The organism is Pleomorphochaeta sp., from assembly GCF_050031695.1.
Classification (GTDB): Bacteria; Spirochaetota; Spirochaetia; order Sphaerochaetales; family Sphaerochaetaceae; genus Pleomorphochaeta.
Window position 1 is genome coordinate 1 of the sequence record NZ_JBNAIC010000055.1, and the last position, 16463, is coordinate 16463.

At 28.9% G+C, this 16463-nt stretch carries 14 protein-coding genes, 1 rRNA gene and 1 other annotated feature; all 15 genes read right to left on the bottom strand.

From position 1 onward, the window contains the following. Positions 1-116 (bottom strand): 16S ribosomal RNA (locus ACPKM0_RS09220); the annotation flags it as partial. Between the two features lie 490 nt (positions 117-606). Further along, complete coding sequence (locus ACPKM0_RS09225; RefSeq protein WP_472475341.1) at positions 607-1788, bottom strand: hypothetical protein; 1182 nt, start codon at positions 1786-1788, stop codon at positions 607-609. Positions 1789-1844: 56 nt separating this feature from the next. Next, positions 1845-2441, bottom strand: coding sequence for a CDP-diacylglycerol--glycerol-3-phosphate 3-phosphatidyltransferase (gene pgsA, locus ACPKM0_RS09230; protein WP_472475342.1), 597 nt, complete (start codon positions 2439-2441; stop codon positions 1845-1847). A gap of 108 nt (positions 2442-2549) precedes the next feature. Continuing rightward, positions 2550-4073, bottom strand: a complete 1524-nt coding sequence (locus ACPKM0_RS09235; protein ID WP_472475343.1) for a carboxypeptidase M32 — start codon at positions 4071-4073, stop codon at positions 2550-2552. A gap of 53 nt (positions 4074-4126) precedes the next feature. Beyond that, positions 4127-5878 carry a threonine--tRNA ligase gene (gene thrS / locus ACPKM0_RS09240; RefSeq protein ID WP_472475344.1) on the bottom strand — a complete coding sequence of 584 codons (1752 nt, stop codon included), beginning with the start codon at positions 5876-5878 and terminating at the stop codon, positions 4127-4129. 74 nt (positions 5879-5952) lie between these two features. Continuing rightward, positions 5953-6188, bottom strand: a binding site (T-box leader). Positions 6189-6235: 47 nt separating this feature from the next. Continuing rightward, positions 6236-6685, bottom strand: a complete 450-nt coding sequence (locus tag ACPKM0_RS09245; protein WP_472475346.1) for a GAF domain-containing protein — start codon at positions 6683-6685, stop codon at positions 6236-6238. 42 nt (positions 6686-6727) lie between these two features. Continuing rightward, positions 6728-8191, bottom strand: coding sequence for a monomeric [FeFe] hydrogenase (locus tag ACPKM0_RS09250; protein ID WP_472475347.1), 1464 nt, complete (start codon positions 8189-8191; stop codon positions 6728-6730). Further along, positions 8175-8444 carry an NAD(P)H-dependent oxidoreductase subunit E gene (locus tag ACPKM0_RS09255; protein ID WP_472475349.1) on the bottom strand — a complete coding sequence of 90 codons (270 nt, stop codon included), beginning with the start codon at positions 8442-8444 and terminating at the stop codon, positions 8175-8177. Before ACPKM0_RS09255 ends, ACPKM0_RS09250 begins: the two co-directional genes overlap by 17 nt. A gap of 12 nt (positions 8445-8456) precedes the next feature. Next, positions 8457-9653, bottom strand: a complete 1197-nt coding sequence (locus ACPKM0_RS09260) for a SpoIIE family protein phosphatase (protein ID WP_472475351.1) — start codon at positions 9651-9653, stop codon at positions 8457-8459. Between the two features lie 10 nt (positions 9654-9663). Then, positions 9664-11442: a [Fe-Fe] hydrogenase large subunit C-terminal domain-containing protein gene (locus ACPKM0_RS09265; protein ID WP_472475352.1), complete on the bottom strand. Its 1779-nt coding sequence runs from the start codon at positions 11440-11442 to the stop codon at positions 9664-9666. 19 nt (positions 11443-11461) lie between these two features. Then, the gene (locus ACPKM0_RS09270; RefSeq protein ID WP_472475354.1) at positions 11462-11707 is read right to left on the bottom strand and encodes a (2Fe-2S) ferredoxin domain-containing protein; all 246 of its coding nucleotides are present in this window, start codon (positions 11705-11707) and stop codon (positions 11462-11464) included. A 208-nt stretch (positions 11708-11915) separates the two neighbouring features. Beyond that, positions 11916-12578 carry a redox-sensing transcriptional repressor Rex gene (locus ACPKM0_RS09275; protein ID WP_472475355.1) on the bottom strand — a complete coding sequence of 221 codons (663 nt, stop codon included), beginning with the start codon at positions 12576-12578 and terminating at the stop codon, positions 11916-11918. Then, a complete protein-coding gene (ispH, locus tag ACPKM0_RS09280; RefSeq protein WP_472475356.1) occupies positions 12568-13437 on the bottom strand; it encodes a 4-hydroxy-3-methylbut-2-enyl diphosphate reductase in 870 nt (289 codons plus the stop codon). The genes ACPKM0_RS09275 and ispH overlap by 11 nt, the downstream gene beginning before the upstream one ends. A 99-nt stretch (positions 13438-13536) precedes the next feature. Further along, positions 13537-14724 (bottom strand): protein translocase subunit SecF, encoded by a 1188-nt coding sequence (gene secF, locus ACPKM0_RS09285; protein ID WP_472475357.1) that lies wholly within the window; start codon positions 14722-14724, stop codon positions 13537-13539. Next, a complete protein-coding gene (secD, locus tag ACPKM0_RS09290) occupies positions 14724-16451 on the bottom strand; it encodes a protein translocase subunit SecD (RefSeq protein WP_472475359.1) in 1728 nt (575 codons plus the stop codon). The genes secF and secD overlap by 1 nt, the downstream gene beginning before the upstream one ends. Positions 16452-16463 lie beyond the last annotated feature (12 nt).

Sequence of the window (16463 nt, forward strand, 5' to 3'; positions counted from 1 at the left end):
CGTGTTACTCACCCGTCCGCCGCTCTAGGCTAACCGAAGTTAGCTTACCGCTCGACTTGCATGCTTAAAACGCGCCGCCAGCGTTCGTTCTGAGCCAGGATCAAACTCTCCGTTATATAAATATGGTCCGAAGACCACTAAATTAACAAATTCATTTAATTCCTGTCACTCGCTTTTAACGAACATTAGCTTATTTCATCTTGTTCTATTTTGAATTGACAGAAAGCCCTAATGCTTTCTATGTATTACTTTTACAACGACCAATAATGGCAATCAAAAAGTAAAATAAACTTCTCTTCTCTTCTCTAATATCTATGTCAAAAATCTGCTCTAAATAATCTAAAATTATTAACAAGCTTGTTGAAAATAGCACGTATAAAAATTATAGTCAATAGCTAATTTATTTTTTCTTGTTTTTTTCAACAAAATTGTTGTTTTTTAAGGTTTGAATTAACATTTCTTGCTAAACAACAAGACGGATATTACGAAAACTTTAGATTTTTGTCTAGTACTTTTTTTAATTTTTTTTATTTATTTTTATATACCTTAAAATTAGACTATTTTTTCTTAAAAACACCAATTTTTTTTGACAATTTTAGCCAAATTTTAATATTTTGTTTCAGAAAATATTTGTTTAACTAAATTTATCTTATTGCAATCATTTAATAAACTATTCCAATTTTCTTTAAATTTAAAATATTCACTACATTTAATTTCACAAGTAGATAATGCAGCATTAATATAGTCATCTATTTTATTTTTATTATTTTCAAAAACTATAGATAATATCTCTTTTACATCATTTATAAGTAGTTCTTCTTTTATAAAATAATTCCCAGGATAAGGATAAAACAAATTATTATCCATTTTTTTATATCCAAACCTTTTATTATATTCATTTATTTTTTTATTCATATAAATAAATCTAACAATATCAGCTTTTAATTTGTTTAAATTTGATTTATCACTAGAAGCTTCTGCACTTGGTGGAAGATGAATTATATGAGTGTTTTTATTAAAATAAAATTGAAAATCAAAAAGATAAGCATTCAATACATAATCATAATCTTCACCTCTTGGAATAAATGGATCGTGAGGTATATTTTTAATTGTACTTCTTTTAAAACACATATTACCACCAAAAGCTATTACACTAGGATGAAAATCATCTTTATGATTCATTTCTTTTTTTACAGCTTCATTCATGTAATATATTTTACGCTTATATAAATTAGTTTCTTGATTTAGCTTATCAGCATTTTTTATTTCATAATTTCCATTTTTATCAAGATAAGGCCCAGCTAGGCCACATGCTTTATCTTCGTTATCTAAAGACGTAACAACATCTTTAATAAAGTCTTTATTTTCTATTATTTCATCATCATCTATTGCAATAACATAATCACAACCTAAACAATAAGGTATAAACAATTGAATATTTCTAACACTTCCATATGAATTCAAATTTAATAAATTAGTATGCAATTGTTTAGATATCAGATTTATTTCATCTTCAGAAACTAAAAATATATTATTTCTTATATTTAATTTATTAATTATAGTAACAACTTTTGATTTGGCTTCATTATAATACTTTTTATGAGTAATTGCTAAAATAATCAAAACATTAAACTTCCCGTTTATATTATTTAAACTATTTATGGTCCTACTTAATGTCTCTCTAGAACTTGGATATGTTGGATGATCAAAGATTATTTGGTTTTCTAAACTATTTATTTCATTTTTACCCCAAAAAGTAGGTATTGTTACCCAAATATTTTTACCCATAAAACCTCCAAAAAAAAGTTGCTACAAATTAATGTAACAACCTATATTTTAATTTCTTATCTGCTTAAATGATTTAATATCCCACTTTTTTTTATTTCAAATATATAAGTAAAAAAAGAAGCAATAGAGGCAAATGCTGATAAATAAAATAAGATATTCAAAATCAAATGAATCTTAGATAAATATGAAAAATCAGGAACACTTCTTACTAGTATTAAATACAAAACACCAGCAACTGCTGAAACTGCATAAAGTACAGCTTTTGATTTTCCCCATATATTAGCAGGCAAAGCTTTTCCTTCTCTCATTAATAAAGACCTTACAAAAGATTGTGCTAATTCTCTCCAAAATATTATTACAAATGCTATTATCGGAAAAATGCCAACACTCATCAAACATACAAAATAAGTTAATCTTGCAAAAGTATCAGCAAAGGGATCCATTACTTTCCCTAAATCAGTTACCATATTTCTTTTTCTTGCAATAATACCATCTAGTAAATCCGTAGCTTCGATTGCAATAAACAATAACAAAACTAATATTGTCGATAATGTTTGCAAATTAGTACCAAACCATTGTGGTAAATTAAAAGCTACAAAAAACAATGGAGTCATTATTAATCTCGCAAGAGTTAATCTATTCGGTAAGTTCACTTTTCTCTCCTATAAAATGCAATTTATTATATATTTTAGCCAAGAGTTATCTCTTTTTTCATACTTAGAGTATAAAGCATTTATAAATAATAGCTTTATATTTAACTATTATTCATTATAGATATCATTTAACTTCTTCTCAAGGTACTGTGTGAAATAGTTCGCGTCAAGTGTTTTATTTGTGATTTTATTTACTAGAACTTCAGGTTTATATAAACATCCCTTTGAATGGATATTTATATCTAACCATTCACTAATTTTAGAAAGGCCATCTTTTTTTATTATTTCACCTAAATCTTTCATACCAAAATCTTCTATCATTTGATTACTAAATTGTGCAGCATATAAATTCCCTAAAGCATATGTTGGGAAATATCCTATTAATCCACTTCCCCAATGGACATCTTGCAAACACCCATTTTTTGCTACATCAACTTTTCTAGAAAATAGTTCTTCATAAAGTTTATTCCATTCTTTTTCTAAATCCTTTACTTCTAAACTACCTTCAATTAATTTTTTCTCTAATTGATATCTTAATATAATATGTAAACTATATGTAACCTCATCTGCATTAACTCGTATAAAAGATGGATTAACTTTATTTATAGCTTTGACAAATGCTTTTTTTGACACACTATTTAATTGAGTCGGAAATAAATTTTGTAGTTTTATATACCAAACATCCCAAAAAGCAGGGTTTTTTAATATCATATTTTCCCAAAATCTACTTTGACTTTCGTGTATACCCATACTAACACCTTCGCCTATACTTGAGCCTTTAAAATAACCTTTAGAAGCATTCATTTCATATAGAGCATGTCCCCCCTCATGAATAGTTGAGCTTAATGGATCATTAAAATTAGGGTCTGTGTATCTAGTTGTAATTCTTATATCATCAGAACCAAGACTTGTTGTAAAAGGATGTATTGCTAATGATAAAGTACCTCTATCAAAATCAAATCCCATTTCTGTTAATATTTCTTTTGCAAAAGCTTCTTGCTTTGTTTCATCATACTTTAAATATAAAAAGTCATCTTCTATATTTTTAGAACTATATTTCTTTACTAAAGGTATAAGATTTGTTTGAAGTTCATCAAAAACTTGATCTAGCATTTTGCTAGTTGCTCCTTCTTCATATTCATCTAATAAAGCATCATATAAACTTTGATTTTCTTTTTTAATATAACTAGCTTCATCCCTTAAAATGTTTACAACATCTTCTAAATATGGAACATAAGATTCGAAATCATTATTATTCCTAGCTTCTACCCATTTATCATAAGATAGTGTTAATATTTCTCTTTTTCTCTTTATGTGCTTTTCAGGAATTCTATTCGCTCTAACAAACTCTTTATACCTTCTTCTTATTATTGCTTTTTGATAATCTGTATCGCCTTCCCCTTCTTCTTTATAATCACAAGCTCCTAAATCTTTTAATAATTCTTCGATTTCTCTACTAGAAGCTAATTTATGAGCTTCTAATGAAGTCCAAGACATTTGTTTTGATCGCTCTTCGCTTGCTTTCTTTGGAGCATTAACTTCTAAATCATATTCTAAAATTTGTGTAATATGATTTATCATTGTAATTCTCTTATCAATCTCTTCTAATTCTTTAAACTTTTCAATTTTCATAGGTATACCCTTAAAAAGGGTGACAAATAATTGTCACCCTATATTTTATTTTATTATAATTCAATTTGTTTTGTATCAATAATATTATGCAATTTACTTACAAAAGAATCAAAGTCTCCCCAATTCTGTTGTTTTCCATTTCTAAGTCTTACTGACATCTCTTTAGATTCAACTTCTTTATTTCCTACAATTACCATATAAGGAATTTTTTCATGTTGAGCTTCTTTAATTTTAGCTTTGAAGTGAGCAGAAGTTAAATCTGCAGAAACTCTAAAGTTTTCTCCTCTTAGTTTCATTTCTAACTCTTTACAATAATCAAAACAAGAATCATTAATTGGTATGATTTTTACTTGTTCAGGTGATAACCATGCAGGGAAAGCTCCAGCATAATGTTCAACTAATACTCCAAAGAATCTTTCAATTGAACCAAGAAGTGCTCTATGAATCATATATGGGCGTTTTTCAACACCATCTTTATCAACAAAAGTCATATCAAATCTATCTGGTAAATTAAAATCAAATTGAATTGTAGATAACTGCCATTGTCTACCAACAGCATCTTTAATCTTTAAGTCAATTTTTGGACCATAGAATGCTCCACCACCTTCATCTACATCATATTCAAGACCTTCAGCTTCAATTGCTTTTCTAAGTGCTGCAGTTGCTGCATCCCATCTTTCAACTTCACCTACACTTTTTTCTGGTTTAGTAGATAAATATGCTTTAATATCTTCAAAACCAAAACTATGTAACATATGAAGAGAGAATTTTAATACTGTTGAAATTTCTTCATCCATTTGTTCAGGAGTAACAATTAAATGTGCATCATCTTGTGTGAATCCTCTTACTCTTAATAATCCATGTAAAGCCCCAGCTTTTTCATATCTATAAACAGTACCTAATTCAGCCCATCTACAAGGAAGCTCTCTATATGAATGTTTTTTATTATTATAAATCATAATATGGAAAGGACAATTCATTGGTTTTGCATAATAGTTGGCTTTATCCATAACCATTTCTGGATACATTCCTTCTTTATAGAAGTCTAAGTGACCACTTGTTTCCCAAAGCCAAGATTTTCCAACATGAGGAGTATAAACCATTTCATAACCATTTTTATAATGTTCATTTCTCCAAAAATCTTCTATAGCTAATCTAATTCTAGCTCCTTTAGGATGCCAGTAAACTAAACCAGGACCAGCTTCTTCATGAATTGAGAATAAATCTAATTCTTTTCCAAGTCTTCTATGATCTCTTTTTTCAATTTCTTCAAGTTTGTTAAGATATAATCTTAAATCTTTTTTATTAGCCCAAGCTGTACCGTAGATACGAGTTAACATTGGATTAGATTCTTTTCCTCTCCAATATGCACCAGCTATACTCATTAATTTGAATGAGTCAAATCTTAATTGTCTTGTTGAATCAACATGAGGACCTCTACAAAGATCTGTAAAATTACCTTGATTATATAGAGTAACTACTTCATTTTCATCAATTGCATCTAATAACTCTAGTTTATATTTTTGATCGCTAAATCTCTCTCTTGCTTCATCTCTAGAAACTTCAATTCTTTCAAACTTTTTATCACTTTTGATAATAGCTTTCATTTTTTCTGTTATTTCATCTAAATCTTCACTTACCAATTGTCTTGGTAATTCAAAATCATAATAAAAACCATTTTCAATTGAAGGTCCAATAGCTATTTGAGCTGTAGGGAACATTTCTAAAACAGCCTCAGCCATAACGTGAGCCATAGAGTGTCTAATTCTAGCTAATTTTTCTTCTGCACTTAATTTCTCTGCCATATTCTTTTCTCCTAATAAAAAACAAAAAAAGCTATTATGTCTTCATCTTTATAAATGATGACATAATCATCAATTACAAGGACGAATGCATAATAGCTCCCGCGGTTCCACCTTGTTTCCTTTTCAAAAATCAAAAAGGCACTTAATTATCTCATAACGTTGAGTATACGGCTTCCTTAATAAACTTTAAAGTTTTTAGGGTTGCAGCTAAAAAGGGGTTTTCACAAAAGCGTTACTAAATATCTTTCAGCCTAAGGATATTCTCTCTAAAGCACAGACTTTTGTTACTCGTCTTTATCATTGCTGTTATTTAAAAATATGCTATTTTTAAATTCAGTTGTCAAGATGTAATATTATTTAAAATAATTTTTTTCCAATTATTTCTACAAGATCTTCTAACATTTTAATTTCCTCATTTTTAAAACGAGAAAAAGATTTAGAATCTATATCTAATACACCAACAACTCTTGAGTTAGATTTTATTGGAATTACCAATTCACTACATGTATCACTTTCACATGCGATGTGATTATCATACAAATTAACATTGTCTACATTAATAGTATCTTTCTTTGTATAACAATCACCACAAACACCTCTTGTAAAAGGTATTTTTTCACATGCAACATTTCCTTGGAATGGACCTAAAACTAAAAAAGAATCCTTTTTCAAATAAAAACCAATCCAAGAAATCTCATTCAACAAAGTTTTTATATAGGCTATTGCATTTGCTAAAGAACAATATCTGCTCTCAATTGAACCATCATAACTTTCTAATAATGCTTCTAATTCTTTTGTATTACCCATAATTACCTCTTTGCTAAAAAATAAACTTAATTTTATTTATGGTCAATAAAGAGGTTCTTTTTTCATAGCTTTTGCTATAGCTTTTGTATTACCATTTCTTAATTTCATAGCAACTTTTGGTTTTACAATAGTTCCAGGTCCATTTATACAACCACCTTCACAAACCATAACTTCTACAAAATTACCTTTAGCTGGCATCTTTTCAATAACATTCAACATTTTATATGCTTTTTTATCTAAGCCATTTATTGCATAAGCTTTAACAAGAGATGGATCACTAATCCTGCTCATTACACATGCTGTAACCCCATCATTAATAGCAAAGTTTCTACAATCAGCAAAAGATTCTGTGTCCCCTAAATCAGTTTCATCTATCTCTTTTACATCTATTTCTTTAGCTACAAATATAGAAGCTAATTCACTAAAGGTCATAACTCCATCAATTTCATTGTATTTTGTTGCTTCAACACGTTTAGCTAAACAAGGACCAATAAAGACAACTTTTGTATTAGGATCTCTTTCTTTTACTATTTTTGCTGTATATGCCATTGGAGAGAGAGTATCACTCTTTATTTTATTTAAATGAGGATAATGTTTTTCAATTAATTCAACATAAGCTGGGCAACAGCTAGTACTCATTAATTTATCACCTCTTTCTATTCTTTCAACTAATTCTTTAGCTTCATTAATACTTGTTAACTCAGCTCCTTCGCTAACTTCTACGACATTACTAAAACCAACTTGTTTTAATGCAGTTTTAATTTGACCTAAATTACCTGGGAATTGTCCATCAATAGCTGGAGCAAATATTGCAGTTACAGATTCTTCTTTTCTTAATAATTCAAGAATAGAGAACAGACTACTTCTTTCAACAATTGCACCAAAAGGACAACTTCTTGAACATTTACCACAACTTATACATTTGTCATAATCAATTTCAACAAAGCCTCTCTCGTTTTTCTTAATAGCACCAACAGGACAAGCTCCTTCACAAGGAACAGGGGTGTGTAAAACACTATTAAAAGGACAAACTTCTTGACACTTTCCACATCTAATACATTTTTCTTGATCTATTTTAGCTTTCCCATTTACAAATTTAATTGCATTTACAGGACAGTTTGCTAAACAAGGTCTTGCATAACAACCTCTACAAGCATCACTAATATAATACCTGTCTTTTGGACAAGCACTACAAGCAGTACTAATTGTTGTTAATACTGGAATTTGTTTAATCTTTGTAGATATAGCTTCTTTATAAAATTCACTTAAAGGTTTTAATTCATCATCATCTTCTTCAATATTCACACCTAAAAAAGCTAGAATTCTATAACGAATCATCGCTCTTTCTTTATAAATACAACAACGACTTGGATCAGTATCTTTAGGAATAATCCAATAAGGGATTTTATCAATATCTTCTTCAAGAGTTCCTTTGAAATAACTTCTTAAAACATAAGCATAAACTTTATTTTTTAAATGAGTAAATTGATTATTTATTTCTAGCATTGTATACCTCATTTACTATTTCTTTTAATTTTCTTGGGGTCATATCTCCATAAACAACATCATTTATCATTACAAATGGAGCACCTTCTTTATTGCTTATATTTTTACAAGCATTGATACAGGAAACACCTTCAATATCACACTTCTCAATTATTTCTGGATCTAAAAAATCATTATATAATAATAAATCTGCTCCACCTTGTACAAAACAAGATGTTCCAACACATATTTTAATTGCTACTCTCTTACTCATAAAATATCCCCTTTAAATGTATTCTATTGAAGTTTCTTTTAGATAATTATCTTCTAATGCTCTTCTTAATCGTTCAATCAAAGTCCTTCTTATTCCAATCTCAACAGGAATACTTGGATCTTGATGTGCTTCATTTATTTTAGTACCTACTAAAAAGTGAACTTGATCACTATCTAATATTAACTCTACATATTTTTTAACAGCATCATTGTTTAAATTATTGATTGCTATTTTATTTTCAATAACATTAACAACTTTTGTAAGTGTTAACATTCCTTCTGTAACTAAATCCATACCATCCATTTTAGAATATGGGGGAACATCTTTTGACCATGAAGATAAATCAACTTCAATTTTCTTTTCCATTATCCTAGAAATAATTAAAGCAGTAGTTCCACCTGAAATTATTTTTTTACCCTTAAACTCTGAAACTTTTTCACACATTTTTTCATCAGATTCTTTTAAAAAAGGAGGACCGGTTACTATTAATGTTCTTCTAGGCTTTCTTATATAAATACAACAACAAGTTATATCATCTTTGGAAGCTAGCCCATCTAGATTTAGTGCTTTATATACAATTTTCTTTGTTAATTCTCTACTACTAATTGAAGGATTATTTTTTAATATAACACCTATATAATCTTTAACTCCTTGAAGTCTCCAACCTAAAGGGGTTGATGTTCCAAGTCCTGATTGAGTAACTCCATCACTAAAAATAATTAACCTATCACCTACTTTTAAACTAAACTCATTGTGAATTATTTCTTCATCTTTAAAAGCTTTTTTTCTATCTAGTACTATTTTGTCACCAAACCATTCGCAGTTTTTATCATTTTTAAAATATAATGCTCTAGGATTATCATATTCTAAAAAATTTACTTTAATATCAGAATTAAATTTTTTATATCTAATATCTGCTATAGAAAAAGTTGAATAACTTATCTTCCTTTCTTTACATACGGGAAGTGTATCCATAATTATTTTAGCTGAATGTTTTAAATCCATAGGAGAAAAGCTTAGTTTCTTTGCCATATTAGCAGTTAATGATGCTAAAACATTAGCTTTTACACCGGAGCCTAACCCATCACTTAATACTGCAACTATTTGCTTTCTCTCAGGATTTCTTTTTTGAAGGAAAACATCTCCTCCAATCTTTTGTCCATATTTATATATTTGGCAATAATCTATATCTATAAAAATATCATTCATATTATATCACCTAATATTTATTTTTTTCTTCAGAAGGCACATCAAAAGCTTCTATTAATGAATTTAATGTTATTTCAGTATCAGCAGCATTTTCACCTAGTAATGAAGCAATTTGTTGAACAGTTTCTAAGCTATGCTGAATTACAGTTTCGGCTTTTTTTACAACAGTTTCTCTTCTAACAGTAGGATTTGTTATATCATCAAATAATGCACCGACTAAATTATGTTTAGGTATTGAAAAGAAAGTAACCTTTAAAAACATTTCATTTACTTTTATTTTAACTTGTTTTGAATATTCTTTATTAAATTGTTCTTTAAATCGATCTTCAAAAGAAATAAATTTACTAACATGAAGACCTTTTATTATTTCTAAGTATGCATTGTCTATTTCATAATCTACTTCAGAAAACAATTTAACAAATTTCGCATTACAATCAACAATATTTAACATCTCATCAACTATTACAACACCCATAGGTATAGTTCTTAATAAGACATCCATTTTTGTTTGAGCTTCTTTTCTCATTTTTGTAACGCACATTTCAACTTCAGCCATTCCATCTAAATATGCAATTGCCATATCTCTACAAGTAGAATAACCACATCCACCACAGTTGATTTGATCTTTTAAATGAACCTTACCTAAAGCGCGTAATGCCTTTTGAATTTCATTCTCACTATAAATTTCTGTATCATAATGTCTATATATTGTTGTAGCAGGTTTTACTTTTAATATTCCATACCCTTTTTCAACGACTTTATTAACAAAATCCATTGGAGATTTAAATAAATTTTCTTCATGTAATCTATCTCTTGTATATCCTGTTGAAATATACTTTTTATTAGATAGAGCAATTTTTTTATTGGTAGAAGGACCATTGATACAACCACCTTCACAACTTAATAATTCTAAAAATTGATTATTTTTAGAATGTACTAAATTATCTAAGGTTGATTTAACAGCTAAACTACCTGATAATGCTATAGAATTTTCTTGGAAGAAATTATCACCATCTTTAAAAGAAGCTATCATCCCACCTTCAACACTATAAGCAGAAGTTTTAGCTGCTTTAGATGGAATAAATTGTGGATAATCTAAATTATTTATAAATAATTGGTCATTTATCCTATCTAAATCTATATTCTCTTGCTCAAACCAAGTTCTCAGTTCATCAAAAGTTAATGCAAAATTCGGATATCCTGGCCATTCATCAGCCTCCCATTTTTTAGCAATACATGGACCAACAAATACAATACCAATATGTTCGCCATAAAGCTCTCTTAAATATGCACTGTGTAATTGTAAGGGAGATGGAATTGGTGCTAGATCTTTTTCAAGAGTTGAATAATACTTCTTTACTAACTGTACTACAGATGGACAAGCAGTTGAAATCCAAGAAGTTTCTTCTCCTCTTCTTCTATATTCATCAACACAAGAACTTACTAAATCAGCACCGATAGCTGTTTCACTTATATCACTAAATCCTAATTTTTTTAAAGCAGTTAATAATGCAGCTTCTCTATTTACAAATTCACTACTATGAGAAGGAGCTAAAGAACAAATTATTTTTCTATTACTTTTTAAGAATAATTGAACTCGTGCAATATCATTTCGAATTTTTTTAGCATTTGCAGGACATACATCAACACATATTCCACAATAAGTACACCTATCATGAATTACAACAGCATTGCCTTCTTTTACTTGTATAGCTTTTGTAGGACAGGCTCTAACACATTTATAACAATCTCTACATTCAGTTAATTCAGTATATATTGGATGAATCATATATTTTCTCCCTTTGTTATTATTGTTCTAATTCTTCACGAATTAAATCAATTACACATTCGGGATTAATATTTTCATAATCCTTGCCATTAATTTTAATTATTGGTCCAAAACTACATTTTCCTAAACATAGATGTCCCTTGATTTTAATTAAATCTGAATAATCATTTTCTTTTACAAATAATTCAATTAATTCTAGAGTTCTTGAGTTCCCTCTAGAAAAACAAGAACTACCCATACATAACTCAACAACGACTCTTTCCATATTTTTCTCCATCCATTAATTTTATAATATTTTTTATAGATAGAGGTCAATAGAAAAAATTAAAAATAAGTTCCAGTTTTTACAATTTATTAAACTAATATATGAAAATAAATCGTATATATTGTTAATAATTTATTATAATTATCTTTTTTTTAATTTAATATCCTAAAAATATATATTTATGTGAATAATATCACATAAATATATATTACCAAAGAGTATTTTCAGATTTGCTTTTTTCTTTCATTATATTAGATCTTAGCTTTGCTGAAAGAACAGCAAATTGTGTTGCTAAATCAGTTCTTTGTACTGCAATATTTTCAGGCAAAGATAAATCTTTAGGAGCAAAAGTCCAAATAGCTTGAATACCACATTTAACTAACAACTCTGCACAAGCTTGTGCTTGAGGAGCCGGAACAGTTAATATAGCTATGCTTATTCCATTAATTAATACATATTCTTCTAACTCCGTTAGAGATTTAACCTTTAAATCGTCAATTTCTGTACCAACAATATCTTCTTTTTTATCAAAAGCAGCAACAATTCTTAAACCGTAATTTTCAAAACCTTTATATCCAATTAAAGCTGATCCTAAATTACCTGCCCCAATCAAAATTGCATCAGTAGAGTTATTCCACCCTAAAGCTTCTATTAATGCTTCAGATAATTGTTCAATATCAAAACCAACTTTTGGTTTTCCTTCAATACCTGAAAAAGCTAAGTCTTTTCTTACTTGTATAGGATTAAGTCTTAAATCATTTGCTAAAATAGTTGCACTTACACTCTTTAATCCATTTTCTTTATATTGATTAATTAATCTAATATAGGAAGGGAATCTCTTAATTGTTGGAATTGGAATTTTATGTTTCATTTTTACCTCTTTTTAGTTTTTCTTCTATCTCTTCTATTACGAACAAGGGTGTTGAAGTTCCTGTAGCTAAACCTACAGTATCATAATCAAATAAATGACTAGGTATTTCATCTTTATTACTTATTAAATAACTCTCAACACCACTATTTTTACAATAATTGTATAGCCCTCGAGTGTTTGAGCTATTTTTACCGCCAATTACAATTATACAGTTACACTTTTTAGATAACTCTGCAACAGCATCTCTTCTTCTTTGATTACTATTACATAATTCATTGGCAAATTTATATTTTATTTTATTTTCTTTTGCAAAAGTTTCTAAAGAATTTTCAATATCTCTACTTCTTCCACTTGGAAAAGTAGATTGTATAACTACAAATAAATTGTTAGTTGTAGGAATTTCTATAATATCTTTTACATCACTAATTATAATCTTTTTTGTCGGAGTTTCAACACTTTTTAAAGCAACTGCCTCAGGATGTGTTTTCCCTCCAATAATAACAATAGTTTCATCTTCTTGAGCATTTAAGACCATATCTTGTTCTTTTAAAACAATTGGGCATGTCGCATCAAAGATATAGAAGCCTTTGTTTAAAAACAACCTTCTAACCTTGTCACTTACTCCATGAGCTCTTAATACAACTATACCAGGATTAACTTTATCAGCATCAGCCTCTTCAATAACAGATACACCATATTCTTTTATTCTTTCCACAACTTGAGGGTTATGGATAATATGGCCAAGAGAATATACTTTCTTATGTAATATATCTCCAACTTTTACAGCTTCTTTCATTATCGAAATTGCTCTTGAAACACCACTACAATAGCCAATCACATCCGATTTAATTACTTCCATTTTCTATCCTTTCTTTATTATAAATTAAAAATTAATCTTTATAAAGAAAAAAATACCGCAAGAAAACTCTTGCGGCATATATAAAATATAATCTATATATTAATTTTCTTTAGTTTTTTCTTGAACATGTTCACCTTTACTAATCCAATATAAGAAAGATGGAGCAATAAAGTTAGAAGAATATGTACCAATAATAATACCAAAAATCAAGTTAATAGCAAATAATCTGATTGAACCACTAGCTAATAGAGCAAGAGGTAATACAGCTAATACTGTTGTAACACTTGAAATAATTGTACGTGTTAATGATTGTGTAACACTATGTTCGATTACTTCTTTAAATGGTTTATCTTTCATTAATTTACTATTCTCACGAATTCTATCGAAAATAACGATAGTAGCATTCAATGAATAACCAATAATTGTTAATACAGCTGCAATTGTTGTACTTGAAACTTCAAATCTAAATAAAGCAATAAATCCTAATAATAATAATACATCATGAGTTAATGCAATTAATGAAGATACAGCATATGCAAATCTAAATCTTACCCAAATATAGAATAAAATTAATACCATAGCTACTAATATTGCTAATAAAGAACCAGTAATCAATGTTTGACTAAATCTAGGACCAACGAAGTTACTTTCTAAAACAACAAAGCCATTATCAAAAGTGCTTTCAAACCCGTCTGAAACTGCTGCTTCCATACTGCCTTGAGTATCACCATCATTAGTTCCAAGTCTAATTTGGAAGATTTGATCTGATTCGTCACCTACAGTTTGTACTTGAACATTTCCTAAACTTGTTAATGCTGATCTAACTTGTTCAATATCAACATCACCACCAGTAGCAAAATTAATACTAGTTGCTTCATTTGATAATGTTGCAGGGAACCCATAACCAGAAATCATAGTTGAAGAGTCTATATTACCATTAAGAACATTAGCACTTACACCTTCTATTGAAGATAAAGCTGCTGCTAAATCACTTACAGTACTATATTGTGAACTTTCAAATGTTGTAGATTCAACACCAGAGTCACCTCTTACTTCAACAACTAAAGCATCATTATTTACAGATACTTCAACATCATCAGAACCTGAATATGTTAATTCTAATCCAACTGGAGCAATTTGAATTCTTTGACTCAAACCACTTTCAAAGTCAATACCAGTATTGAATCCGCTATTTAAAATAAAAGATACAATACCTACTACTAACAAACAAATTGAGAATGTTAACGCAATAAAACGTGTTTTAATAACAGGAAGATTCTTTTTCATTATTTTTTCCTCCAAGTTATATGTAATTTTGCTCCCTCACGATCTGTGACAGTAGCATCAAAAATTAAGTGTGATACGAACAATGCAGTAAATAATGAACTTATAATACCAATAGCTAATGTATTAGCAAATCCTTTAACTGCACTTGAACCTAATTGAGAAAGAACTAATGCTGCAATTATTGTAGTAATATTTGCATCCATAATTGTCCAGAAAGCTTTTCCAAAACCAGCTTTAATAGCTGCTTGTGGGCTCTTTTTAAATCTTAATTCTTCTTTAATACGTTCAAATATAATAACGTTAGCATCTACAGCCATACCTAGAGTTAATATTAAACCAGCGATTGAAGTTAGTGTTAATGTGAATTTTAATGCTGAAAGTACAGATAACATAAGTACTAAATTTAGAACTAGAGCTAAATCAGCAACAAGACCACTTACACCATAATAAATAAACATAAATACAACAACTAATAATAAACCAATTAAAATAGCATTTAAACCTGCAGAAACAGCATCTTCACCTAATGTAGCACCAACAGCTTGTTGACTTGACACAATCAATTCAATTGGTAATGCAGCTGTTCTTAATACAATAGCTAAAGCTGAAGCTTCTTCTTGGCTAAATCCAGAAATTTGAACATCTTGGCGAATAGGTTCATTAATTGTTGCTATAGATTTTACTTTTCCATCCATTACAACAGCCATTGCTTCACCAACATGAGTAGATGTGAATTTATAGAAAGCATCACCACCACTTGCATCTAAATGGAAATTAACTACAGGTTGACCTGTAATAGAATTAGAACCAGTTTGAGCACTTTCTAAATGAATACCATCTAAACCAATTTCAGAATCTAAAACCACAAAACTTTCTAACTCATCTATGCCATAAGAATCTTGAACATAATAACCTGCAGCAATTTTACCTGCTGGTAAGAATTCAGGTTGTTTGATTGAACCACTTTCAGTATATACTTCTGATGGGTTTTCAGCAAAATAAGTATTTAATTCTTGTGTTAAAGTTTCATCAACTACTTGGAATAATAAAGAACCTTTACCTTGTAAGAATGAATTAACTCTTTCAGGATCTGCAGCACCAGGAATTTCAATTAATATTTGATCATTTCCTTGTAATCTGATTTCAGGTTCACTTACACCAAATTCATCAATACGATTCTGCAATATTTCTATATCTTGAAGAACTAATTCATTAATTTCTGATGAACTAGCGCTTTTACCAGCTTTTTCATTATAAGAATCAACATCAGCATCAAGTAAAATACTCATACCACCACGTAAATCTAAACCTAATTGTAAAACACTATCGCTTAAATCTTTTACTTCTAATAATGAAGATCTATAATATTGTTCAATTGTATCAAACATATCTTGTTCATTATAGAAACCAGAACAAAGTTCTTCTATAGTCCAATTAGAAGGAGTATCTTTGTCCATTAGACGATAATTTTCTTTAGCAAATGATTCTAGGTATGAATACTCTGCTGGAACATCAGCTGAAGCATCACTACTTACTAAACCTTTAATTGCACGAAGTTCGCGAGTTGCTTGTCCACGTGCATATTCTCTTATTTGCTCATTTGAGCCACTTGCGAGATCTTTGGTTTCCTGAGGTACGATTGTATACCACTTAAAAGTTGGGTATAGAAAATAACCGCACAAAAGTAATACCAAAAGAACTATGATCCATCGATCACGTTTTTTCATAACATTCTCCAA